Below are 24984 nucleotides of genomic sequence, written 5' to 3'. Positions count from 1 at the left end.
CGGCGGAAAACGGCGGGCGGTGGCCGCGCGGCAGCCGGACGCGGCCACCACGCGACCACCGCCCCGCCCGCCCGCCGGCGGACGGCGTCCCGGCGGCTCAGAACACCGGCACGCCCTCCCGCGTCAACCGCCAGTCCACCGATGCGAAGTCCTCCGGATCCAGCACGCCCTTCGCGGTCACCCACTCCGCGATCCGCGTACGGATCTCCGTCGACTCCGACCACACCTCCTTCGCCGACGCCACATGCGGGAACGCGCCCCCGCCGTTGGCCCGGTAGTTGTTCACCGCCAGCACGAACCGCTGCCCGTCCTCCAGCGGAGCACCGCCGAAGGTCAGGTTCCCGATCCGTGAACCGGCCGGCCGCGCGATGTCGATGTCGTACCGCAGCCCCGACACGTAGTCGTAGTTGTAGTCCGGCCGCCCGTTCGCGTTCGTCAGCTTGGCCACGTCCACCGGAACACCGGCCGGCGTCTGCACGAAGTACTCCGCCGAGTACTCCAGGTACGCCCGGATCTGCGCCCCCGTCATCACCTTCGCGACCAGCGTGTTGTCGTACACGTACAGACTCGACAGATCCCGGATCGTCACCTCGCCCGCCGGGATCTGGGACGTGCGGGAGAACGGCGACGCCTGCGACAGCACCGGCAGCGACGCGTACTCCGTGCCTGCCAGCGCCCGGCGGACCACGTCCTCCTGCACCTTGTTGATCAAATCGATGATCGGGGCGTCCTTGTACCGCGCCTCCACCGTCGTCAACGTGGCCGTCGCCGTCCCCACCACCTGGTTGACGTACGCCACCACCTTCGCGTGCTCGTCCGACAGCAGCCTCGTGATCCGCGGGTCGTCGGCCACCGTGCGCGAATCCCGCAGCGACGCCCTCACCGACTCCACCCGCCACCGGCCCCGCTCGAAGACCAGGTCGAAGTCGAACAACGTCAGCCGCTCGGCGTAGCACAACGGCTCCGAGAGCACCACCTCCCTGCCCGTCTCCTCGTTGACGACCCGCAGCTCCTCGATCTCGGCGTGCGCGTGCCCCACCAGAATCGCGTCGATACCCGGCACCCGCCGCGCCACATTCGCCGCCGCGTTCTCCACATGCGGCAACTGATCACCGTACGACGACGTCCCCGACGTCCCCGAATGCGCGGACACCACCACCACGTCCGCACCCATCGACCTCAGCTTCGGGACCCACTTCGCCGCCTGCTCCTCCAGCCCCGGAAACGCCAGCCTCCCCTGCACGTACGCCTTGTCCCAGATCGCGATACCCGGATTCGTCAGCCCCAGCACCGCCACCTTCACCGGCGGAGCGCCCTTGACCCGGAACGTCTTCATGAAATACGGCGGAAAGGCCGGCCGCAGCGTCTTCGCGTCGACCGCGTTCGCCCCCAGCAGCGGGAAACGGCACTGCTCCTCGAACTTCCGCAGTGTCTCGATCCCGTAATTGAACTCGTGGTTCCCCAGCGCCACCGCGTCATACCCGATCGCGTTCATCGCCTGTGCCATCGGATGCACCGGCCCGCCCTCGGCCGTGATCGGATCGACCTTCGCGTAGTAATACGTCAGCGGCGTCCCCTGGATCGTGTCCCCCGCGTCCAGCAGCAGCGTGTTCTGCCGTCCCTTCTCCGCGCGGACCTGATCCACCAGCGTCGAGATCCGGGCCAGGCCCTGGGCGTTGCCCTGGGCGTCGGAGTACTCCGCGTCCTTGAAGTAGTCCCAGTTGAAGACGTGCCCGTGCAGATCGGTCGTGCCCATCACCGTCAGCGCGTACCGCTTCGGCCCCCGGCCCCCGCGCCCCTCGGCGGCCCCGGCCGCCGGAGCCGCCGCCGCACCGGCCATCGCGACTCCCGCGCCCGTCACGGCGGATCTCTTCAGAAACTTCCGGCGGTTGAACGGCATGACTGTCTCTCCTCGGTGAACGAGCATCACGACACGCGTCGATGACGCGCGTAGATTCTGGCCCGTCCCGACAGGCGGCGACAGGCCCCCCAGGTTGCGATCCGGTGACCGATGGGCCCTCCGTCCCCGCCGCCCCCCGCACATCGGGGCGTACTGTCCCATCGGCTCCGATACCGCCAGATCGCGGCGGGAATCGAACAGCCGAATATACGCCCGAAAACCGCCCGGAGAATGCTCATCGGAGCACCGCGGCGCACAATTCGCCGCTTGTCGAAACCGCTTCACCCAAAGGACGTTGAGCGGTCACGCCCGGCCAATTCTCTACCCGCCGGTAAGTCATAGGCTCACCCCATGCGCCGAGCAAAGATCATCTGCACCCTTGGCCCCGCCACCACCACATACGATCAAATCAAAGCACTCGTCGATGCCGGAATGGACATCGCCCGATTCAACCTCAGCCACGGCACCCACGCCGAACACGAGGAGCGCTACCACCGCGTACGCAAAGCCGCCGACGAAACCGGTCGCAGCGTCGGCCTCCTCGCCGACCTCCAAGGTCCCAAGATCCGGCTCGGCCGGTTCGCCGAGGGGCCCGTACTCCTCGAACGCGGCGACACCTTCACCATCACCACCGAGCAGGGCACCGAGGGCGACCGCCGCACCTGCGCCACCACCTATCCCGGCCTCGCCGCCGACGTCACCCCCGGCGAACGCATCCTCGTCGACGACGGCAGGGTCTCCCTGCGCGTGACCCGCGTCGACGGCCCCCGCGTCCACACCACCGTCCTCGAAGGCGGCATCGTCTCCGACCACAAGGGCCTCAACCTCCCCGGAGCCGCCCTCTCCGTCCCCGCCCTCTCCGACAAGGACGAAGCCGACCTCCGCTGGGCCCTGCGCACCGGCTTCGACCTCATCGCCCTCTCCTTCGTCCGCACCGGGCGCGACATCGAGGACGTCCACCGCATCATGGACGAAGAGGGCCGCCGCCTCCCCGTCATCGCCAAGATCGAAAAGCCCCAGGCCGTCGGCCACCTCGACGACATCGTCGCCGCCTTCGACGGCGTCATGGTCGCCCGCGGCGACCTCGGCGTCGAAATGCCCCTCGAACAAGTCCCCCTCGTCCAAAAGCGCGCCATCAAGCTCGCCAGGCGCAACGCCAAACCGGTGATCGTCGCCACCCAGATGCTCGACTCCATGATCGAGAATTCGCGCCCCACGCGCGCCGAGGCCAGCGACGTCGCCAACGCGGTGATCGACGGCACCGACGCGGTCATGCTCTCCGGCGAGACCAGCGTGGGCACCTACCCGATCGAAACGACCAGGACGATGGCCAGAATCGTCGAAGCGGCCGAGGAGGACCTGCTCGCCAAGGGCCTCCCGCCCCTGACGGAACACAACAAGCCGCGCACCCAGGGTGGCGCGGTCGCCAGGGCGGCGGCCGAGATGGGCGACTTCCTCGGCGCGAAGTACCTCGTCGCCTTCTCCCAGTCGGGTGACACCGCCCGCCGCCTCTCCCGCTACCGCTCCCCGATTCCCCTCCTCGCCTTCACCCCCGACCCGGCGACCCGCTCCCAGCTCAGCCTGACCTGGGGCGTGGAGACGTTCCTCGGCCCGCGCGTCGACTCCACCGACGCGATGGTCGACCAGGTCGACGACCTCCTCACCGAGAACGGCCACTGCCGGGAGGGCGACCTGGTCGTGATCACGGCCGGCTCACCGCCCGGCGTCTCGGGAACGACGAACCTGGTCCGCGTCCACCGCATCGGGGAGAAACCCTGAACGACGGGCCGTGACGGACCGCGGGGCCTCCGGGCGGGGCCCTCGGTGTTCGGGTCCCATCGATGATCCGGCACCCGTCGGAGGGGACGGGCCCGCGGGCGAACTCCCGGGGCTGGGCCCCGACGATCCCCTGCCGCCGGGGGCGAGGACGATCGGGCGCCCGTGTCTCCTGCCGGGGCCGTGCCGGGGGAAGGAGCAGGGCCGGTGTGTGCTGCATCCGACCGCGGAGGCACAGCCGACGGACGGCTCGATCCGCGTCCGCCCTGAACGGATGGCTGCACGGGATATGCTGGTCGCTTCGCTGACGGAATTCAGGCTTCGGCCCCGCGCCACCAATGCCAGTGCTCGCTTACGCCTATCCATGTCGCACACGTGGCTGCTTTGCATCGCTGGTCGCCACCGCGAACAGCAAAAAGCGGAGGATCACGCGAACGCGATTCTCCGCTCAACAGTGCTACCTTCGAAACGAAGGAAAGTACCCCGGGTGGGATTCGAACCCACGCTGTCGGTGGTTTGAGCACCGTGTCTCTACCGCTGGACTACCGGGGCTTCCTGTAAAACAAAGGTCAACGGTCACCCGCTGTGCACCTACCTTACCGCAGCTAGGTAGGCTCTTGTCAGCAGTACCCCTGCCCTGAACGAGGAGCCCCAGTGACCGCCCCCGAGTCGCCCCAGCCCGTAGACGTGCCCGACGACGACAAGTCGCACGTTCCTCCGCTGACGACCCGCGTCGTCATCGCCGAGGACGAGGCCCTGATCCGGCTCGACCTCAAAGAGATGCTGGAGGAGGAGGGCTACACCGTCGTCGGCGAGGCCGGTGACGGCGAGCAGGCCGTGGAGCTGGCCCGCGAGCACCGGCCGGATCTGGTAATCCTCGACGTGAAGATGCCGAAGCTGGACGGTATCTCCGCGGCGGAGAAGATCGCGGAGGAGGGCATCGCGCCGGTGCTGATGCTGACGGCGTTCTCGCAGCGTGACCTGGTGGAGCGGGCGCGGGACGCCGGGGCGATGGCGTACCTGGTGAAGCCGTTCAGCAAGAGCGACGTCGTACCGGCGATCGAGATGGCCGTGTCGCGGTTCACGGAGCTGAAGGAGCTGGAGAAGGAGGTCGCGGACCTCAGCCAGCGGCTGGAGACGCGGAAGCTGGTGGACCGGGCCAAGTCGATCCTGCAGACGGAGTACGGGCTGACGGAGCCGGCGGCGTTCCGGTGGATCCAGAAGACGTCGATGGACCGCCGGATGTCGATGCAGCAGGTGGCGCAGGCGGTCATCGACGACGCCGAGGAGAAGAAGGCGTCGAAGGGCTGACGTCGTCCGCGAAGAGGCCCGCGTCCCGGCAGGGGGCGCGGGCCTCTTCGCGTGCCCGGGCTCAGTCCTCGCCGAGGTAGGCCTTGCGGACGGATTCGTCGTGGAGGAGTTCTCGCCCGGTTCCGGAGAGGACGATTCTTCCGATTTCCATGACGTGTCCCCGATCGGCGAGGGAGAGGGCGGCTCGGGCGTTCTGTTCGACGAGGAGGATGGTGGTGCCCCGGGCCTTGAGCTCGGCGATGGTGGCCATGATTTTCTGCATCATGATCGGGGAGAGGCCCATGGAGGGTTCGTCGAGCATGAGCAGTCTGGGCCGGGACATGAGGGCGCGGCCCATGGCGAGCATTTGCTGTTCACCGCCGGACAGGGTTCCTGCGGCTTGTCCTCTCCGTTCCCCCAGGATGGGGAAGAGGTCGTAGGCGCGCTGGATGTCTTCTTCGATGGCGGATTTGTCGTTGCGGAGGAAGGCGCCGAGGCGGAGGTTGTCCTCGATGGTCATGCGGGGGAAGATGCGGCGCCCTTCGGGGGAGTGCGCGAGGCCCAGGGAGACGATGTGGTGGGCGGGTACTTTCTTGAGGGACCTGCCGTCCAACCTGATGTCGCCGGCGACGGGCTTGAGAAGGCCGGAGAGGGTGCGGAGGGTGGTGGTCTTCCCGGCTCCGTTGGTGCCGATGAGGGTGACGACCTGTCCGGCGTCGACGGTGAAGGAGATGCCTTTGACGGCTTCGATCTTGCCGTAGGCGACGCGGAGGTCCTCGACTTCGAGGAGGGCGGTCATCGGTCGTTCTCCTTGGTGGCCGCGGGGCCCTTCGGGGTGGTGCCGGCATGGGCTTCGGCGGCTTCGGCCTCGGCTGCCTCCCCGGTGCCGGGGGCGTTTTCGAAGGGCTCGCCGAGGTAGGCGGCGACGACGCGTTCGTCGGCCTGGACGGTGGCGCTGTCGCCTTCGGTGAGTTTTTCTCCCTGGACGAGGACGGCGACGCGGTCGCAGAGGTTGAAGATGAACCGCATGTCGTGCTCGATGACGAGGACGGCGATCCCCTGGTCGCGGATGGCGAGGACGAGTTCTTCCGTTGCCCGGGTCTCCTGCGGGTTCATGCCGGCGGTGGGTTCGTCGAGGAGGAGGAGGCCGGGTTCGCTGGCGAGGGCGCGGGCGATCTCGAGCTTGCGTTGTTCGCCGTAGGGGAGGTTGCGGGCGAGGTGGTCGGCTTTGTGGGCGAGGCCGACGAATTCGAGGAGTTCGGTGGCGCGCCGGCGGGAGGCGGCTTCGGCCTTGTGGAAGCCGGGGCCGCGCAGGACGGCGGACCAGAATCCTTCCCTGGTGCGGGTGTGGCGGCCGACGAGGACGTTTTCCAGGACGGTCATGTTGGCGAAGAGGCGGATGTTCTGGAAGGTGCGGGCGATTCCCGCGGCGGTGACTTTGAAGGATGTGGGAGGAAGGATCCGGCCTTTGTAGCGGACTTCGCCTTCGGTGGGGGTGTAGAGGCCGGTGAGACAGTTGAAGAAGGTGGTTTTACCGGCGCCGTTGGGACCGATGAGTCCGACGATTTCGCCGCTGCCGACGGTGAGGTCGACGTTCCGTACGGCGGTGAGTCCGCCGAAGCGCATGGTGACGCCGCGGGCGTCGAGGACGGTGTCGCGGGAGGGGGTGCCGCCCGGGAGGTCCTTGGTGGTGGTGTCGGTGGTCATGGTGGTCAGGCCCCTGTCTTGCCGAGGACTGTGGGCGCGTCGGCTTCTTCGTGGAATTCGAGCCGGCGGCGACGGTCGGGGATGAGCCCTTCGGGCCGGAAGCGCATGAGGAGGATGAGGGCGAGGCCGAAGGCGAGGAGCTGGTAGTCGCCGAGGAACTGGAGCTTGTTGGGGATGAGGAAGAGGAGGGCCGCGCCGATGAGGGGGCCGCCGATGGTGCCCATGCCGCCGAGGACGACGGCGGCGAGGAGGAAGGCGGAATTGGGGGGGATGGTGCCGGCGAAGAGGTACTGCTCCGGGGTGACGGTGTAGGTGACGTGCGCCTGGACGGTGCCGGCCAGGCCGGCGAGGGAGGCGCCGACGGCGAAGGCGATGAGTTTGACGCGGAAGCCGTTGATGCCCATGGCGAGGGCGGCGGTCTCGTCCTCGCGGATGGCGACCCAGGCGCGGCCGATGCGGGAGTCTCCGCTGCGTCGGAAGACGAGGACGACGACGGCGGTGATCAGGAGCATGAGGAAGAAGTAGTTGGCGAAGCGGCCGATGGTGAAGCCGGCGAAGGTGTGCTCGGCGCCGAGGTCCCATCCGAAGATCTTGAGGTTGGGGATGGAGGAGACGCCGTTGGATCCGTTGGTGACGTCGGGTCCGGAGGTGCCGTCGAGGTTGTTGACGGTGATGCGGAAGATCTCGCCGAAACCGAGGGTGACGATGGCGAGGTAGTCCCCGCGCAGGCGGAGGGTGGGGGCGCCGATGAGGACGCCGAAGACGAGGGAGGCGGCGGCGCCGACGAGGACGGTGGCCCAGAAGGGGAGGTGGAGGTCGAGGGGGGAGCTGGGGGAGCCGGAGACGAGGGCGGCGGCATAGGCGCCGACGCCGAGGAAGGCGACGTACCCGAGGTCGAGGAGGCCGGCGAGACCGACGACGGTGTTCAGGCCCAGGGCGACGGTGGCGAAGATGAGGATGTAGACGCCGATGGTGGCGTACTGGTCGTCGGTCTGGGTGAAGGGGAAGAGGGCGGCGGCGGCGAAGGCGCCGCAGATGGTGGTGTTCCGGTGGCGTGCGGTGATCTGCGAGGCGTGGGCGATGAGGCCGGCCTGGTGGAGGGCGGCGAAGCCGAGGCCGGCGGTGATGAGGAAGCCGACGAAGAGCTCGTCGTATTCGGTGCCGATGCCGTAGGTGAAGACGGTCAGGGCGAGTGCCATGATCCCGACGATGATCAGGATTTCGGCGTAGGAGGGGAGGGCGGGGACGGGGCGGGGGGCGGGGGAGGTGAAGGCCGCCCTGGTGGTCCGCCAGCGGTGGGCGAGGCGGTGTCCGGTGCGCTCCCAGGGGCTGTCGGCGGGGTCGATGGGGCCGGGTTCGGGTCTGGGCGAGGGGAGGGCGAGGGCACCGAGGAGGGTGAGGAGGGAGGTGGCTGCGGCGGCCCAGCCGCCGGGTTCGAGGTTGACGAGGCCGCCGAGCTGGTAGCTGATGGCGAGGAGGGTGTACCAGGTGGTGGCGAAGGTGGCGAGGGCGGCGAGTCCGAGGGCGGGGCCGGCGTCGGCGGGGGTGAGCCATCGCAGGCCCTTGACACCGTGGGAGGCGAGGCCGAGGAGGGCGGTGAGGGTGCCGCCGGCGAGGACGAGGACCTGAAGGCCGCCGGGGTAGCCGTAGACGGTGAGGTCGCCGGGGAAGGCGGGGGTCCAGGTCCAGGCGAGGAAGGTGGTCAGGACGGTGAGGAGGCCGCCGCCGGTGACGAGGGCGCGTGCGATGCGGGGGGAGAGGCCGATGAGGCCGGGGGCCGGGGCGGCGGTGGGGGTGCCGGGGGTCTCGTGCGGGGTGGTCTGTGTGGTCATCGGTGTCACGCCCTGTCCGCGACGCGTTCGCCGAGCAGGCCCTGGGGCCTGAGCAGCAGTACGAGGATGAGGAGGATGAAGGCCCAGACGTCGGCCCAGGACTGGCTGCCGAACTGGTCCATGCCGGGGATGTCGGCGACGTAGGCGGTGGCGAGGGTTTCGGCGATGCCGAGGACGACCCCGCCGATCATGGCGCCGTAGATGTTTCCGATGCCGCCGAGGACGGCCGCGGTGAAGGCTTTGAGGCCGAGGATGAAGCCCATGCGGAAGTCGATCTGGCCGTACTTGAGGCCGTTGGCGAGGGCCCCGACGGCGGCGAAGACGGCACCGAGGGCGAAGGCGACGACGATGATGCGGTCGGTGTCGACGCCCATGAGCTTGGCGGTGTCGGGGTCCTGGGCAGTGGCCTGCATGCCGCGTCCGGTGCGGGTCCTCATGACGAAGTAGGCGAGGACGGCCATCCCGGCGGGGGCGGCGACGAGGAGGAAGATGTCGCCGGTCTGGAGGGTGACGCTGCCGATGTGGAAGGGGCCGCCGTCGATCTGGGGGAAGCTGCGGGCGGACTTGGCGTCGGGGTACCAGGCCCATACGGCTTGCTGGAGGGCCAGGGAGAGGCCGATGGCGGTGATGAGGGGGGCGAGGCGGGGGGCGCCGCGCAGGGGACGGTAGGCGAATCGTTCCGCTCCGACGGCGACGGTGACGGCGACGGCGACGGCGCCGAGGAGCATGAGCGGGAGGGCGATCCACATGGTGGTGCCGTCGGGCAGGACGTACACGTAGACCGTGAGGGCGCCGAAGGCTCCGGTCATGAAGATCTCGCCGTGGGCGAAGTTGATGAGCTGGACGATGCCGTAGACCATGGTGTAGCCGATGGCGACCAGCCCGTACATGGATCCCAGTAGCAGGCCGTTGACCAGCTGCTGCGGCAGTTCGTTCACCGCATGTCCTCCGAGACTTTCGGATGTTCGACGGATGTGGCCGGATGCGCGTGCGCGCGGGGCGCCTGTGGAACAGCGCCCCGCGCGGCTCGTGGGCTTGTGGGTGCGGCGTGGTCAGCCGGTGTACGTTCCGGTCTTGACGGGGCTGAAGTCGCCGTTCTTGACGGCGTAGACGGTGAGCTGCTTGTTGGTGGCGTCACCGAATTCGTCGAAGGCGACCTTGCCGGTCACTCCGTCGAAGGAGACGTTCTGCATGGCCTCGGTGACCTTGGCGCGGGCGTCGGAGGGGAGTTCTCCGCCGTTGTCCTCGACGACCTTCTTCACGGCTTCGATGACGGCCCAGGCGGAGTCGTAGGAGTAGCCGCCGTAGGCCGCGTATCCCTCTTTGTAGCCTTCCGTCTTGTAATCGGCGACGAACTGCTTGGCGGAACCGAGTTTTTCCACGGGTGCGCCGACGGAGGTGCACAGGTCGCCCTTGCTGGCGGGGCCGGCGAGTTTGACGAAGGTGGGGTCCTTGATTCCGTCGCCGCCGACGAGCGGAATCTTGGCGCCCGCTTCCTTGATCTGTTTGCTGAGGGGTCCGGCCTGCGGGTATTCGCCGCCGTAGTAGACGATGTCGGCGCCGGAGTTCTTGACCTTGGTGGCGACGGCGGAGAAGTCCTTGCTGTCGGGATTGATGTGTTCGGTGCCGACGACCTGACCGCCGAGCTTCTTGAACTCCTCGGTGAAGGTGGCGGCGAGTCCGGCGCCGTAGGTCTTCTTGTCGTCGATGACGAAGACCTTCTTCTTCTTGTAGTCGTTGTAGACGTACTGGGCGGCGAAGGGGCCCTGGACGGCGTCGGTGGTGGCGGTGCGGAAGTAGGACTTGTACTGGCGGACCTTCTTGGTGCGCCAGTCGGGGCCCTGGGTGAGGCCGGGGCCGGTGTTGGCGGGGGAGACCTGGACGAGGCCGGCGTCGTCGAAGACCTTCTGCATGGATTCGCCGACGGAGGAGTTCAGGGGGCCGACGACGCCGAGGACGTCCTCGTCGGCGACGAACTTGGTGGCGTTCTGCTGGCCGGCCGAGGGCTGGCCCTGGTCGTCGAGGGCCTGTATCTCGAAGGTGACGCCGTCGACGTACTCCTTCTTGTTGGCGGTCTTGGCGGCGAGGTCCGCCGAGTTCTTGATGCCGAGGCCCAGCGCGGACAGGTCGCCGGTCAGTGGGGCGTCGACGCCGATGACGACCTTGGCGCCGCCGTTGCCGGAGTCCGAGCCGCCGCCGTTGTCGTCACGCGAGCCGCAGGCGGTGAGGGTGAGTGCTCCCGCTGCCAGCGCGGCGGTGGTGGCGATGAGCGAACGTTGACGCACGATCAGTCCTTTCCCCTGGCACAGCCGTTTCCCCGTGGAAACGGCCGAGTCGAGCGCTGGGCGGAAGTGACAATCCGACGGCGCGGTGACTGGCCGCGACTCTAAGCGGGTGTGGGGAACGTGGAGGAGAGTCTGGAAGATGCTGTGACGCTCTTGTTATGACACGGCGTAATGCAGAGCGGTGCGGCCGGGGGAGAAGGGTGGAATTCGGGCCGATTCGCCCTGTCTGAATGGTGGGAACCCGCAGGACTCACGGGGGTTGTTCAGGCGTCTGGGGAGTTTTGGTGATTACGCGGATTCGTTGCCGAAGGCGACCTGCTAAGCGTCGGAGAGGCGTTGTGCGCAGTGCGGACCGAGGGTGAATCCGTGCGCTTGTATTGCGTGCGCATTACGCGGAGTTGCGTCCAGGAAAAGGAGTACCGCATTCCGTGGTGCTTCCACGTGCTCCGTCACGCGCGGGGTGAAAATGATCTTACGGAGGGAATCCGCCTCCGTGCGGAAAGGCGGGGCGGGCGGAGTGCGCCGGGGGACCGCCCCGGATCGTCCCACGGGTGCGTGTCCTCACCCGGCCCGACGGGCCGGTGCCGCCCACCGCCACGGGCACCCGCCCGGACCGCCGCCACGATGCGGCCGGCGCGGCTGTCGTGCCTCGCGACCGGCCAGGACGCCTACGGTGCGGGGGGCTTGGCGCTCTTCGGTGCCCCGTGCGGTGTCCGCGGTCCTCCGCGGGATCGTGTACGACCCGCCGGATGGTGGCCGCCGTGGCCGTGGGGCCGCCGTCGGCCTCCCCCGTTATCTTTTTCGCGGTCCTGTAAGAGGGCCGCTGGCCTCCGGGCCCGGCATGACTGTTGCCCCCCGCACCCGGTGGGTGACGACACGGGCGCACGGCTCCTCGCCGGGTGCGGTCCGGGGCGTCGCCGCCGGAGTGCCGGGCCGTCCGGTGCCCGTGTCCGTGCCCGTGCCCGGGGATGCCCGAGCCGGTGCCGCCGGGGCCCGGCGGCCGGGCCCCGGCGGCCGGAAAGGCCGGACCCGGGAGGGTTCCGGGAGCGGGCCGCGCCGGTTCCCCGTGCCCTCGTCCCCGGCCGGGGCGTGCCCCGACGCCAGGACGCCGGGCGGCCGGGGCGGTGGCCCGGCCGCCCGGCGCCGTGGAGCGTGCCGGGAGCCGTTCAGCCCGTGGCGCCCGCGCGGGCGTCGCCGCCGGGGCCGGCGTCCCGCAGCAGGCAGGTCAGCCGGGCGCTGCACACGCGGCGCCCTTCCTCGTCGCTGATCACGATCTCGTACGTCGCCGTCGTGCGGCCCCGGTGGACGGGTGTGGCCACGCCGGTGACCAGGCCGGAGCGGACCCCGCGGTGGTGGGTGCAGTTGAGGTCGACCCCGACGGCGATCTTGGAGCTGCCGCCGTGCAGCATCGAGCCGACCGAGCCGAGCGTCTCCGCCAGCACCGCGGAGGCCCCGCCGTGCAGCAGCCCGTAGGGCTGGGTGTTGCCCTCCACCGGCATGGTCCCCACGACCCGCTCGGCGGACGCCTCGAGGATCTGGACGCCCATGCGCGTGCCCAGGTGCCCGGCGGAGAACAGGGCGGGCAGGTCGACACCGAGCGCGGCGTACTCGTCGATGACCTCCTGAGGGAACTTCACGTGCTGCTGCTCGCCCATGGGTCGGCTCCGTTCGTCGTTCGTCCTGATCGGCACGGCACGGCGCTGCACCGGCTGAGCAAACGCTCAGTCGGTCGCCGATTGTTCCAGACGGACGACGACGGACTTGCTGGCCGGGGTGTTGCTGGTGTCCGCGGTGGCGTCCAGCGGGACCAGGACGTTGGTCTCCGGGTAGTACGCGGCGGCGCAGTCCCGGGCGGTCGGGTAGTGGACGACGCGGAAGCCGGGCGCCCGCCGCTCCGTGCCGTCCCTCCACTCGCTGACCAGGTCGACGTAGGAGCCGTCCCGGACGCCCAGCTTCCGGGCGTCCTCGGGGTTGACGAGGACGACCCGGCGGCCGTTCCTGATACCGCGGTAGCGGTCGTCCAGGCCGTAGATCGTGGTGTTGTACTGGTCGTGCGAGCGCAGCGTCTGCAGCAGCAGCCGGCCCTCGGGCAGGTCGGGGTACTCCACCGGCGCGGCGGTGAAGTTGGCCTTGCCGGTGGCCGTCGGGAAGCGGCGCTCGTCGCGCGGGGCGTGCGGCAGGGCGAAGCCGCCGGGGCGGGCCACACGGGCGTTGAAGTCCTCGAACCCGGGGATCACGCGCGCGATGCGGTCCCGGATCGCCGCGTAGTCCTTCTCGAACTCCTCCCACGGCACCTTGCTGCTCCCGCCCAGCACCCGGCGGGCCATCCGGCACACGATGGCCGGCTCCGACAGCAGGTGCGGGCTCGCCGGGTCGAGCCGCCCGCGCGAGGCGTGCACCATGCCCATGGAGTCCTCCACGGTCACGAACTGCTCGCCGCCGGCCTGCAGATCGCGCTCGGTGCGGCCCAGGGTCGGCAGGATCAGGGCCCGCGCGCCCGTGACGACGTGCGAGCGGTTCAGCTTCGTCGACACGTGCACGGTCAGCCGCGCGCGCCGCATGGCCGCCTCGGTGACCTCGGTGTCGGGGGAGGCCGCGACGAAGTTGCCGCCCATGGCGAAGAACACCTTCGCCTCGCCGTCGCGCAGCGCGCGGATGGCCCGTACGACGTCGTAACCGTGCTCGCGCGGCGGGGCGAAGCCGAACTCCCTCTCCAGGGCGTCCAGGAAGGCGGGGGAGGGCCGCTCGAAGATGCCCATCGTGCGGTCGCCCTGCACGTTGGAATGGCCGCGCACCGGGCACACACCCGCGCCCGGACGGCCGATGTTGCCGCGCAGCAGGAGGAAGTTGACGACCTCGCGGATGGTGGGGACGGAGTGCTTGTGCTGGGTGAGGCCCATCGCCCAGCACACGATGGTGCGCTTCGAGGCGAGCACCATGCGGAAGGCTTCCTCGATCTGCGCGCGGGTGAGGCCGGTCGCCGCGAGCGTCTCGTCCCAGTCGGCGGCGCGGGCCGCCTCGGCGAACTCCTCGTAGCCGTGGGTGTGCTCGCGGACGAAGGTCTCGTCGACCGCGCCGTCGGCCTCGATGATCAGCTTGTTGAGGAGGCGGAAGAGGGCCTGGTCGCCCCCGATGCGGATCTGCAGGAACAGGTCGGTGAGCGCGGCGCCGGCGGCCAGCCCCTTGGGGGTCTGCGGGTTCTTGAAGCGCTCCAGGCCCGCCTCCGGCAGCGGGTTGACGCTGATGATCCGCGCGCCGTTCGCCTTGGCCTTCTCCAGGGCGGAGAGCATGCGCGGGTGGTTGGTGCCCGGGTTCTGCCCGGCGACGATGATCAGGTCGGCCCGGTACAGGTCCTCCAGCAGGACGCTGCCCTTGCCGATGCCGATCGTCTCCGCCAGTGCCGAGCCGGACGACTCGTGGCACATGTTCGAGCAGTCCGGCAGGTTGTTGGTGCCGAGCTCGCGAGCGAAGAGCTGGTAGAGGAAGGCGGCCTCGTTGCTGGTGCGCCCGGAGGTGTAGAAGACGGCCTCGTCGGGGCCGGAGAGGGCGGCGATCTCCTCGGCGACGATGTCGAAGGCGCGTTCCCAGGTGACCGGCTCGTAGTGGTCGGCGCCCTCGGGCAGGTACACGGGGTGGGTGAGGCGGCCCTGCTGGCCGAGCCAGTAGCCGCTGCGGCCGGCGAGGTCGGTGACGGAGTGCGCGGCGAAGAACTCCGGGGTGACGCGGCGCAGGGTGGCCTCCTCGGCCACCGCTTTGGCGCCGTTCTCGCAGAACTCCGCCGTGTGCCGGTGCTCCGGTTCCGGCCAGGCGCAGCCGGGGCAGTCGAAGCCGTCCTTCTGGTTGACGTTCAGCAGCGTCAGCGCGGTGCGCCTGACGCCCATCTGCCGCTGGGCGACGCGGAGGGTGTGGCCGATGGCCGGCAACCCCGCCGCGGCGTGCTTCGGCTCGGTGACCTGCGGCGCGTCCTGGACCGGATCACTCTTGGGCGGCTTCGTGGCCATCGCGCGCACTCCTTCGCGTCCATGGGTGGGGTACGTCCGCGATCCTCGCACGTACCGGGGACGGTGCGGAGGGCCGGGCGCAGGGGGAAAGACGCGCGCGGGGCCGGTCGCGCGCCGGACCGGTCGCGTGCGGGCCGGTCGAGGGGAGGGCCCGCCGGGAGGCGGCCCGCCCGCCCGGCGGGGGACGGGCCGCGGTCCGGTGCGTCGCGGCGGTCGGCACCGGCTGTCACTGCGGCGTGGCAGGATCGGGGGTGTGGCAGAGACAGCATCGAAGAAGACCGACCCCACCTCCGGCGACCGTCCGCGGCTGATGCTCATGGACGGGCACTCGCTGGCCTACCGCGCGTTCTTCGCGCTGCCCGCGGAGAACTTCACGACCGCGGCCGGCCAGCCGACCAACGCGATCTACGGCTTCGCGTCGATGCTGGCCAACACGCTGCGCGACGAGGCGCCCACGCACTTCGCGGTCGCGTTCGACGTGTCCCGCAAGACCTGGCGGTCGGAGGAGTTCACCGAGTACAAGGCGAACCGCTCCAAAACCCCGGACGAGTTCAAGGGGCAGGTCGAGCTGATCGGCGAGCTGCTCGACGCGATGAGCGTCCCCCGCTTCGCGGTGGAGGGGTACGAGGCCGACGACGTCATCGCCACGCTCGCCACACAGGCCGAGGCCGAGGGCTTCGAGGTGCTGATCGTCACCGGTGACCGGGACTCCTTCCAGCTGGTCAGCGAGCACACCACGGTGCTGTACCCGACCAAGGGCGTCTCGGAGCTGACCCGGTTCACCCCGGAGAAGGTCGTGGAGAAGTACGGGCTGACGCCCGCCCAGTACCCGGACTTCGCGGCGCTGCGCGGCGACCCGTCCGACAACCTGCCGGGCATCCCGGGCGTCGGGGAGAAGACGGCCGCGAAGTGGATCAACCAGTTCGGGTCGTTCGCGGAACTGGTCGAGCGCGCCGACGAGGTCAAGGGCAAGGCCGGGCAGAACCTGCGCGACCACCTGGAGTCGGTCAAGCTCAACCGCCGCCTCACCGAGCTGGAGCGGCAGGTGGAGCTGGGCAGGTCGGTCACCGAGCTGGCGCGGGCCCCCTACGACCGCAAGGCCGTGGCGATGATCCTGGACACCCTGGAGATCCGCAACCCGTCGCTGCGGGAGCGGCTCTTCGCCGTCGACCCGGGCGCCGGGGAAGCGGAGTCCACGCCGGTCGTGACGGACGGCGTGGAGCTGGACGGCACGGTCCTCGGCACCGGTGAGCTGGCCGGCTGGCTCGCCGAGCACGCCACGCAGGCGCTCGGCGTCGCCGTCGTCGACACCTGGGCGCTGGGCACCGGCTCGGTCGCCGAGGTCGCGCTCGCCGCGCCCGACGGGGCCGCCGCCTGGTTCGACCCCTCCCAGCTGGACGAGGACGACGACACGGCGTTCGCCGGCTGGCTGGCCGACGCCGGCCGGCCCAAGGTCCTCCACGACGCCAAGCGGGCGATGCGGGTCTTCGCCGAGCACGGCTGGAGCCTCGACGGCGTGCGGATGGACACCGCGCTGGCGGCCTACCTGGTCAAGCCGGGCCGCCGCTCCTTCGACCTGGACGCGCTCTCGCTGGAGTACCTGCACCGGGAGCTGGCCCCGGCCGCCGCGGCCGACGGCCAGCTGGCGTTCGGCGCCGACGACGGCGCCCAGGCCGAGGCGCTGATGATCCAGGCCCGCGCCGTCCTCGACCTGGGCGAGGCGTTCGAGACCCGTCTGGAGGAGGTCGGCGCCGCGGACCTGCTGCGGGACATGGAGCTGCCGACGTCCGCGCTGCTGGCCCGGATGGAGCGGCACGGCATCGCGGCCGACCGGGCCCACCTCCAGGCCATGGAGCAGATGTTCGCGGGCGCCGTGCAGCAGGCGGTGAAGGAGGCGCACGCCGCGGCCGGGCACGAGTTCAACCTGGGTTCGCCCAAGCAGCTTCAGGAAGTCCTCTTCGGTGAGCTGAACCTGCCCAAGACGAAGAAGACGAAGACCGGCTACACCACCGACGCCGACGCCCTGGCCTGGCTGGCGAAGCAGACCGAGAACGAACTGCCGGTGATCATGCTCCGCCACCGTGAGCAGGCGAAGCTGCGCGTCACCGTCGAGGGCCTGATCAAGACGATCGCCGCGGACGGCCGCATCCACACCACGTTCAACCAGACGGTCGCCGCGACCGGCCGGCTGTCGTCCACGGACCCGAACCTGCAGAACATCCCCGTCCGCACCGACGAGGGCCGCGCCATCCGCCGCGGCTTCGTGGTCGGCGAGGGCTTCGAGTCCCTGATGACGGCGGACTACAGCCAGATCGAACTGCGCGTGATGGCCCACCTGTCCGAGGACGCGGGCCTGATCGAGGCGTTCACCTCCGGCGAGGACCTGCACACCACCGCCGCCGCGCAGGTGTTCTCCGTCGACCCCTCGGCGGTGGACGCGGAGATGCGCCGCAAGATCAAGGCGATGTCGTACGGCCTGGCCTACGGCCTGTCCGCGTTCGGCCTCTCCCAGCAGCTGAACATCGAGGCGGCCGAGGCACGCGGCCTGATGGACGCCTACTTCGAGCGCTTCGGCGGCGTACGGGACTATCTGCGCCGGGTCGTGGACGAGGCCAGGGCGACGGGCTACACCGAGACCCTCTTCGGCCGCCGCCGCTACCTGCCCGACCTGAACAGCGACAACCGCCAGCGCCGCGAGACGGCCGAGCGGATGGCGCTGAACGCCCCGATCCAGGGCACGGCGGCGGACATCGTCAAGATCGCCATGCTGCGCGTGGACCGGGCGCTGTGCGAGGCCGGCCTGAAGTCCCGCATGCTTCTGCAGGTCCACGACGAAATCGTCCTGGAGATCGCCCCCGGGGAGCGGGAGACGGTGGAGGAAATCGTCCGCCGCGAGATGGCGGCCGCGGTCGACCTCCGCGTGCCGCTGGGCGTGTCGGTGGGCGTGGGCCCGGACTGGGAGTCGGCGGCGCACTAGCCCGCGGCGACGGCCTCGCGCGGGAGGACACCCCACCGGCGCGATCCCGCCGCGTCGCGGCACCTCGGCGGACGGCGCCGGAGAGGCGCCCGGCGACCGCCCCCGGGCGACCGCCCCCGGGAGGCCCGGGGACGGTCCTCCCCGGGCCTCCCGGGAGCGGGCCCCCGGAAAAGCCCCGGAAAGCCGCTCCCAGGGGAAAGGCCCCCGGGAGAGCCGTCCCCCGGAGGAACCGCTCCCCGGGGAAAGCAGGGGGAAGCCGCCCCCTCGCAGGAAGCCGCCGCCTCCCGTCCGTCCCGCCCGCGGGAGCCGTCACCCGGCCGGCCCCCGCGGGAAAGCCCCCGCTCCCGACGCCCGCGAGGATGCGGGCATGGGTATACGCATGCTCCGCCACCGGACCGCAGCACCGCGGGCCGGCGCCGAGGAACCCGTCCGCGTGCCACTTCCGCCGGTCCCGGTCCTCGCGCCGGGCGCAAGCACCGCCCGCATCCCCGAGACCCTCACGACGGTCCTGCGCCGGGCCGCGGCCGGCCCGCGCCGCGGACTCGCCCACCGGGCCCCGGCCGCCCCGGGCACCGGCGAGGCACCCGCCTGGCGCCTGTGGGCCGAGCTGGCCCGCGGCTATCCGGCGCTCGCCCTGACCCTGCTGCGGCGGCCCCGCCCCGCCCCCGCCCTCACCGTGTCCGCCGCCACGGCCGGCCCGTTCAGCGCACGGGCGAACGGCCCGGCTCCGTACCGGCACCGCCCCACGCGCCCGGGCCCCGGACCGGGCGCCGCACCCTGACCACCACGGCGTACAGCAGCACCCCGGGGACGAGCCCCGCGCCCGCCCCGAAGCACACCGTCGGGATGAGCTCCCACGGCTCGGCGACCGGCCCCCAGTAGTCCCACCACCGCGTCGCCCGCCGCACCGCCGCGGCCACCGCGCAGCCGCCGATCACCACGGCGGCCCCCCACCGGTCCCGCGCCGACAGCACCGCCATCCCCGGCGGCTCGGTCCGGGGCACCCGCCGCAGCGCCCGGGCCAGGAACACGGCGACCACGACCGCGGCCACCGCGGAACCGCCGTACTGCACGTACCAGTACAAGGGCGAGCCCGCGACCTCCCGGGCCAGGACGGGGAACACCCGCGTCCCCCACCGGTCGTGATGAGTGAACGCGTCCCACACGATGTGCGTCAGCGCGCCGAGCACCGCCGACACGTACCACCACGCGAGCAGGGAGGGCCGTACGCGCGCGCGTGCCCGCCCGCACCGCAGCAGCGCGGCCACCGGCCCCTGCCGCGCCCGCGGCAACAGCGCCACCAGCGGTTCCCGCACCAGCAGCCACAACCCCACCAGGGCCCAGGCGATGAGCACATCGACCGTGAACACGCCCGGGACGGAGTGCGTGACGCCACCGAACTCCATCGCCCCGGACACCGCACTCGCCGCGTAATAGGTCATGTCGGGAGAGAAGGACCCCGCCACGAGCACGGCGGGTACCAGCGCTCCCCGTCCGGTCCCGTCGATGCGCACGGCGGGCAGCACCGCTGCCGCGTGACTGAGGGTGAACGGCAACGGGGCTCCTGGCGTCGGTCGTCGGTCGGGCGGCGCGCCCCACGTGGCCAACCGGTGAAAATCGGGCACGAACGGGTGCCTGTGCACAGCAAGTTGTCGTAGGGTCGCCTGCGTCACCGTACCGGTCGAACGCGCGGACAGGACGCACCCGGCCCTCGGGACCGCTCCGGGGCAACCCGGGGCGCGCGCCGATGGTCCGACAGGGCGAATGCAGCGAGTACAGGCGGACACAGAGGGACGCCCGGGCGTCCATGGGAGGGGTTCACTCTATGGCGGCGCATTTCGGCAGCAGGCTGCGCAAGGGGGCGGCGACCACCGCCGTGGCCGCGGCCGCGGTCGCGGCCCTGTCCGCGTCCCAGGCTCCGGGTGTGACGGTCGACGACCACGGCAGACGGACCGCCGCCGACACGACGCCCTCGCCGGAGACGGGGACCGCCGACGACAGCGCCACCGGCAACTCGCCGTACTACACGGACCTGCCGCCGCTCAACACCCCGCGCCCGAGCACGTCGCCGGTGGCCGGCACCCCCGTCACCCAGGGACCGGCCGAGGCGGGCATCCCCGCCACCGTCCTCGACGCCTACAAGAAGGCCGCGGCGTCGCTGCGCGCGTCCAAGCCGGGCTGCAACCTGCCCTGGGAACTCCTGGCCGCCATCGGCAAGGTGGAGTCGGGCCAGGCCCGCGGCGGACGCGTCGACGCCGAGGGCACCACCCTCGGCCGGATCCTCGGACCACAGCTCGACGGCAACGGCTTCGCGCTCATCAAGGACACCGACAACGGCGCGTACGACGGCAACAGCAGCTACGACCAGGCCGTCGGCCCCATGCAGTTCATCCCGTCCACCTGGGCATGGGCCGGGCGCGACGGCAACGGTGACGGGGTGAAGGACCCCAACAACATCTACGACGCGGCGCTCGCCGCCGGCCACTACCTGTGCCGCAACGGCTGGGACCTGTCCACGCAGGCCGACCTCGACCGCGCCATCCTCAGCTACAACAACTCGCGGGACTACCTGAACACGGTCCTCAGGTGGATGGAGTACTACCGCAAGGGCACCCACGAGATCCCCGACGGCACCGGCACCCTGCCCGTCGGCCGCAGCGACGGCGGCAGCGGCCGGACCACCCGGCCCGAACCGTCGCCCCAGGACACCCGCGAACCCGCGGCGCCCGAGGATTCCCGGAAGCCGACCGCGCCGGGCACGTCCACGCCCGCCCCCGGCAAGCCGGCCGACCCCGCCCCCGGGTCCCCGGCCCCCGCCCAGCCCCCCACGGGCTCGCCGGCCCCCACCCCCACCGACACGGTGCACCACCTGGAGGACGCCGGCACCGAGCGCCTCACCGCCACGGTCGGCGACGTGTTCGCCGAGCGGATCCGCACCCGGGCCGAGACCGCGGCCGGCGAGGCCGTCGGCAAGGTGCGCGTCCGGTACAGGATCATCGGCGACACCGACGCCACCTTCACCGACGGCGAGAGCGTCGCCACGGTCGTCACCGGCAGCTCCGGCGTGGCCGTCGCCCCCGCCCTGCGGGCGGGCGAGAGGACCGGTTCCTTCACCGTCCGCGCCACCGTCGTCGGCCGCGCCGTCCCCGGCCTCGACTACACGGCCGGTGTCACCGAGCGCGTCGCCGACTCCCTCACCCGCACCGACGACACCGCCCTCGTCTGCGACCCGGGCGGCGCGTTCGCCGACCGGGTCCAGGTGAGGGCCACGTACAAGGGCGCCGCCGCCGACGGGGTCGCCGTCACCGCGACGCTGATCGAGTCGGCGCGGAACCCGGTCGCGAACGACCGGGGCCCCTACTTCGAGGACGCCGACGGCGAGGCCGTCCGCACCCTCTCGGACCTGCGGACCGACGCCAGGGGCCTGCTGACGCTGCCCCGGCTGTACGCGGACGACACCGCCGGCACGTTCACGCTGCGCCTCACCACCGCGGGCGGCGCGACGCTCGACGTCACGCTGACGGTCCGGGCGCGGGAGACGTCCTCGCCCGACGCGCCGGCGAGCCCCGGTCCGTCGGCGAGCCCCGGCTCGTCATCGGGCTCCGGTCCGTCGGCGAGCCCCACCGCGTAGCTCCCCGTGTACGGGTCCCCGTACACGGGGACCCGTACGACGCGGGGGGTCACCGCCGGAGCCGGGCGTTGGTGTACCGGGTCGGCTCGGCGGTGGCCGGATCCTCGGGCCACGGATGCTTCGGGTACCGGCCGCGCAGCTCCGCCCGGACGCCCCGGTAGCCGTCCCGCCAGAAGGAGGCCAGGTCGGCGGTGACCGCGGCCGGACGGCCGGCGGGGGAGAGGAGGTGCACGAGCAGCGGCACCCCGGCGATCTCCGGTGACCGCTGGAGCCCGAACATCTCCTGCAGCTTCACCGCGAGCACCGGCCGCCCGGGGTCGGCGTAGTCGATCCGGACCCTGGACCCGCTCGGTACGGTGATCCGCTCCGGTGCCAGCTCGTCCAGCCGCGCGGCCTCCCCGGTCGCCCAGGGCAGCAGCCGGGCCAGCGCCCGGCCGGCGTCGATCCGCGCCAGATCGGCCCGCCGCCGGGCCCGCCCCAGCTCCGGCTCCAGCCACTCGTCCACGCGCGCGTGCAGCGCGTCGTCGCAGACGTCCGGCCAGGGCTCCCCCAGGTGCAGCCGCAGGAAGGCGAGCCGCTGCCGCAGCACCCGCGCCTCCTCGGACCAGCGCAACAGCCCGAACCCCTCCCGCCGCAGCCCCTCCAGCAGGGCGTCCCGTACGCGACCGGACCCGGCACCGGCCGGCGGCCGCACCGCCAGCTCGACGGCCCCGAGCCGCTCCACCCGCCGGGCCACGACGTCGCCGTCGGCCCAGCGGACCTCGTCCTCCTCGCTGTACAGGGGCGCGGCGGCCAGCCGGGCGGTCTCCTCGTCCACCTCGGCGGCCAGCCGCACGCGCGCGTGCCCCTCGCCCGGCGGCCGGTCGGCCACGGCGACCGCGAGCCAGGGCGCCCCCCGCAGCGCCGACCCCTCCCCGAGCTCCACCCGGGTGCCCGAGGCCATGAGGTACGAGCCGCCGTCCTTCTTCGCCACCCGCTCGGGAAAGGCCAGCGCGGCCACGATCCCGGCGAGACGCCCTTCGTCCGGTGCGGCCGGGAAACCGCCCCCCTCCGCCGCGGCGGCCGCCCGGGCACCGCCGGGCGCTCGCGCCGCGGCGGCGTCCCGGAACCCATCGGGCGCCTCCCCACCGGGCCCCTCCGCCGCGACGGCCCGCAACCTCCGCACCTCCGCACGCCATCGCGCCCCGTAGGCGTCACCCGCGCGCCGCGCCGCCCGGAGCGCGGCGGCGAGATCGTCCCCGTACTCCCGCGGCGCCTCCTCGCCGAGCAGCGCCACCACCTCGGCCGCCTCGCGGGTGGCGCCCGCGTCCAGCAGTGCCCGCCCCAGCCGGGGATGCACCCCCAGCCGCGCCAGCCGCGTCCCGCGCTCGGTGGCGCGCCCCGCGGAGTCGACCGCCCCGACGGCCGCCAGCACCGACCGCGCCGCCGCCATCGCCCCGGCCGGCGGCGCGTCCAGCAGCGCCAGCCCGGAGGCGTCCGGATCGCCCCAGCACGCCGCCTGCAGCGCGAACGCCGTCAGGTCGGCCACCTGGATCTCGGGGGAGGGGAAACGCGGCAGACGGGCGTCCTCGGCCTCGGACCAGCAGCGGTACACCACCCCCGGCGCCTCGCGCCCGGCCCGTCCCGCCCGCTGACGCCCCGAGGCCCGCGACGCCCGTACCGTCGTCAGGGCGCTCAGCCCGCGCGCGTGATCCACCCGCGGCTCCCGCGCCAGCCCCGAGTCGACGACCACCCGTACCCCGGGAACCGTCAGCGACGACTCGGCCACCGAGGTCGCCAGCACCACCCGGCGCCGTCCCCCCGGCGCCAGCACCGCGTCCTGCACGGCCGCCGGGGCCCGCCCGTGCACCTGGAGCACCTCGACGTCCCCGAAGTCCGCGAGATCGCCGAGCTGCCCGGCGACCCGCGCGATCTCCCCGACGCCGGGCAGGAAGCACAGCACGTCCCCCTCGCGCTCGGCCAGCGCCCGCCGCACCACCGACGCCACGTGGGCCAGCAGCGCGGGGTCCACCCGCATCCCGTGCGGCGGACGCACCGGCCGCGCAGGCGGCGCCCACACCACGTCCACCGGATACGAGGTCCCCCGCGCCTCCACCACCGGCGCCCCGCCCAGCAGCCGCGCCCAGCCCTGCGCGTCGGTCGTCGCCGACGCCGCCACCAGCCGCAGCTCCGGCCGCAACGTCTGCCGTACGTCCCACAGGAAGGCCGCCGCCATGTCCGCGTCCAGGTGCCGCTCGTGGCACTCGTCGAGCACCACCACGTCCACTCCCGCCAGCTCCTGGTCGCGCTGGAGCCGCTGCAGCAGCACACCGGTCGTGACGACCTCCACGCGCGTGTGCCGCCCCACCACCCGCTCCCCGCGCACGGTGTACCCCACCGTCCCGCCGGCCTTCTCGCCCAGCAGCCACGCCATCCGCCGGGCCGCCGCCCGCGCCGCGATCCGCCGCGGCTCGGCCACGACTACGCGCCGCGCGGGCCCTGCGCCCGGCAGCCCCGCCAGCGCGAGCGGCGCCAACGTCGTCTTGCCGGTGCCGGGCGGCGCGACGAGGACCGCGGTGCCGTGCCCGTCCAGGGCGTCGTGCAGGGCGGGCAGGGCCTCGCGTACGGGCAGGGCGTCCAGGGCGTCGTAACGGATCACGCTCCCAGTGTCGTACGCCCCGCGGAACCGCCTTCACGCGCGTACGGGCCGGGGAGGACCGCTCCCGCCGGCTCGGCGGGTGCTCAGTCCCGCTCGCAGACGAAGATCGCCGTTCCCGGGATCAGGCCGCCCCGCAACGGCGACCAGCCGCCCCACTCGGAGGTGTTCCAGGCCGGCCACTCGGGCTCGACCAGGTCCACCAGGCGGAAGCCGGACGCCACGACGTCCCGGACGCGGTCGCCGAGGGTCCTGTGGTGCTCGACGTACACCGCGCGGCCGTCCTCGTCCTGCTCGACGTAGGGCGTGCGGTCGAAGTAGGAGGAGGAGACGGACAGGCCCTCGGGCCCCGGCTCGTCCGGGAAGGCCCAGCGGATGGGGTGGGTCACGGAGAAGACGAGACGCCCGCCGGGGCGCAGCACCCGGCGCACCTCCCGCAGGACCAGCCGCGGGTCGGCGACGAAGGGCAGCGCGCCGTACGCCGAGCAGGCCAGGTCGAAGGAGCCGTCCGCGAAGGGCAGCGCGGCCGCGTCGGCACACACCAGGGGGAACGTCCCGCCGATGCGCAGCGCGTGCTGGAGCTGCCGGTGCGAGATGTCCAGGGCGACGGGCCGGGCGCCCTGGCCGGCCAGCCAGCGCGAGCACTGGGCGGCGCCGGCGCCGATCTCCAGGACGTCCCTGCCCTCCAGTTCCCCGGGCGGGCCGAGCAGCCCGGCCTCCACCTCGTCCAGGCCCTCGGGACCCCACACGAAGCGGTCGTCGCCGAGGAAGGTGCCGTGCTCGACCTGGTACTCGTCCGCGTTGCGGTCCCACCAGCCCCGGTTGGCGCGGGCGCTCTCCGCGACACCGGCGTCACGGCGGGTGGCCTCCGGCTCGGGCGCATCGGGTTCTTGGATGATCGGCTCCTTCGTACTAATCTGCGGCCTCGCTCCCGTCCAGCGGCCCCCGGG

The 24984-nt window shown here is 72.1% G+C and carries 16 protein-coding genes and 1 tRNA gene; 5 read left to right on the top strand and 12 right to left on the bottom strand.

From position 1 onward, the window contains the following. Nucleotides 1-97 precede the first annotated feature (97 nt). Nucleotides 98-1900 (bottom strand): bifunctional metallophosphatase/5'-nucleotidase, encoded by a 1803-nt coding sequence (locus ACSU6Z_RS06705; protein WP_437043798.1) that lies wholly within the window; start codon nt 1898-1900, stop codon nt 98-100. Nucleotides 1901-2251: 351 nt separating this feature from the next. Between ACSU6Z_RS06705 and pyk the strand changes: the two genes are divergently transcribed. Further along, nucleotides 2252-3679, top strand: coding sequence for a pyruvate kinase (pyk, locus tag ACSU6Z_RS06700; RefSeq protein WP_437043796.1), 1428 nt, complete (start codon nt 2252-2254; stop codon nt 3677-3679). 476 nt (nt 3680-4155) lie between these two features. On the opposite strand, the gene ACSU6Z_RS06695 is transcribed toward pyk, so the two are convergent. After that, nucleotides 4156-4228: transfer RNA gene (locus ACSU6Z_RS06695), tRNA-Leu, on the bottom strand. Between the two features lie 102 nt (nt 4229-4330). Here ACSU6Z_RS06695 and ACSU6Z_RS06690 point away from each other — a divergent pair. Next, entirely contained in the window at nt 4331-4987 is a 657-nt protein-coding gene (locus ACSU6Z_RS06690; RefSeq protein WP_437043794.1) for an ANTAR domain-containing response regulator, read from the top strand. 61 nt (nt 4988-5048) lie between these two features. On the opposite strand, the gene ACSU6Z_RS06685 is transcribed toward ACSU6Z_RS06690, so the two are convergent. The 7 genes from ACSU6Z_RS06685 to ACSU6Z_RS06655 all read right to left on the bottom strand — a co-directional run bounded on the left by ACSU6Z_RS06685 (nt 5049) and on the right by ACSU6Z_RS06655 (nt 14791). Further along, nucleotides 5049-5765 (bottom strand): ABC transporter ATP-binding protein, encoded by a 717-nt coding sequence (locus ACSU6Z_RS06685; RefSeq protein ID WP_437043792.1) that lies wholly within the window; start codon nt 5763-5765, stop codon nt 5049-5051. Continuing rightward, on the bottom strand, nt 5762-6673 hold the full coding sequence (locus tag ACSU6Z_RS06680) for an ABC transporter ATP-binding protein (RefSeq protein ID WP_437043790.1): 912 nt from the start codon (nt 6671-6673) through the stop codon (nt 5762-5764). Before ACSU6Z_RS06680 ends, ACSU6Z_RS06685 begins: the two co-directional genes overlap by 4 nt. Nucleotides 6674-6678: 5 nt before the next feature. Beyond that, nucleotides 6679-8505 (bottom strand): branched-chain amino acid ABC transporter permease, encoded by a 1827-nt coding sequence (locus ACSU6Z_RS06675; protein WP_437043788.1) that lies wholly within the window; start codon nt 8503-8505, stop codon nt 6679-6681. Between the two features lie 5 nt (nt 8506-8510). Beyond that, nucleotides 8511-9443: a branched-chain amino acid ABC transporter permease gene (locus tag ACSU6Z_RS06670; RefSeq protein WP_437043787.1), complete on the bottom strand. Its 933-nt coding sequence runs from the start codon at nt 9441-9443 to the stop codon at nt 8511-8513. 114 nt (nt 9444-9557) lie between these two features. Further along, entirely contained in the window at nt 9558-10790 is a 1233-nt protein-coding gene (locus tag ACSU6Z_RS06665) for a branched-chain amino acid ABC transporter substrate-binding protein (protein WP_437043785.1), read from the bottom strand. Between the two features lie 1166 nt (nt 10791-11956). Then, nucleotides 11957-12445 (bottom strand): hotdog fold thioesterase, encoded by a 489-nt coding sequence (locus ACSU6Z_RS06660; RefSeq protein ID WP_437043783.1) that lies wholly within the window; start codon nt 12443-12445, stop codon nt 11957-11959. Between the two features lie 66 nt (nt 12446-12511). Further along, entirely contained in the window at nt 12512-14791 is a 2280-nt protein-coding gene (locus ACSU6Z_RS06655) for an FdhF/YdeP family oxidoreductase (protein ID WP_437043781.1), read from the bottom strand. 253 nt (nt 14792-15044) lie between these two features. Between ACSU6Z_RS06655 and polA the strand changes: the two genes are divergently transcribed. Both polA and ACSU6Z_RS06645 read left to right on the top strand, forming a co-directional pair. Next, entirely contained in the window at nt 15045-17768 is a 2724-nt protein-coding gene (gene polA / locus ACSU6Z_RS06650) for a DNA polymerase I (RefSeq protein WP_437043779.1), read from the top strand. A gap of 367 nt (nt 17769-18135) precedes the next feature. After that, nucleotides 18136-18549, top strand: a complete 414-nt coding sequence (locus ACSU6Z_RS06645; RefSeq protein ID WP_437043778.1) for a hypothetical protein — start codon at nt 18136-18138, stop codon at nt 18547-18549. Here ACSU6Z_RS06645 and ACSU6Z_RS06640 read toward each other — a convergent pair. Then, complete coding sequence (locus ACSU6Z_RS06640; protein ID WP_437043776.1) at nt 18470-19324, bottom strand: DUF4184 family protein; 855 nt, start codon at nt 19322-19324, stop codon at nt 18470-18472. The two genes, ACSU6Z_RS06645 and ACSU6Z_RS06640, sit on opposite strands and share 80 nt — an antisense overlap. Before the next feature lie 269 nt (nt 19325-19593). Here ACSU6Z_RS06640 and ACSU6Z_RS06635 point away from each other — a divergent pair, with 269 nt between their 5' ends. Next, nucleotides 19594-21399: a lytic murein transglycosylase gene (locus ACSU6Z_RS06635; protein WP_437043774.1), complete on the top strand. Its 1806-nt coding sequence runs from the start codon at nt 19594-19596 to the stop codon at nt 21397-21399. Nucleotides 21400-21448: 49 nt separating this feature from the next. On the opposite strand, the gene hrpB is transcribed toward ACSU6Z_RS06635, so the two are convergent. Next, on the bottom strand, nt 21449-24037 hold the full coding sequence (gene hrpB, locus ACSU6Z_RS06630) for an ATP-dependent helicase HrpB (RefSeq protein WP_437043772.1): 2589 nt from the start codon (nt 24035-24037) through the stop codon (nt 21449-21451). An 83-nt stretch (nt 24038-24120) separates the two neighbouring features. Then, nucleotides 24121-24951, bottom strand: coding sequence for a class I SAM-dependent methyltransferase (locus ACSU6Z_RS06625; protein ID WP_437050209.1), 831 nt, complete (start codon nt 24949-24951; stop codon nt 24121-24123). Nucleotides 24952-24984 lie beyond the last annotated feature (33 nt).

It is taken from the genome of Streptomyces sp. enrichment culture, from assembly GCF_964273145.1.
Taxonomy (GTDB): Bacteria; Actinomycetota; Actinomycetes; order Streptomycetales; family Streptomycetaceae; genus Streptomyces.
This window is presented reverse-complemented; position numbering and strand designations above follow the sequence as displayed.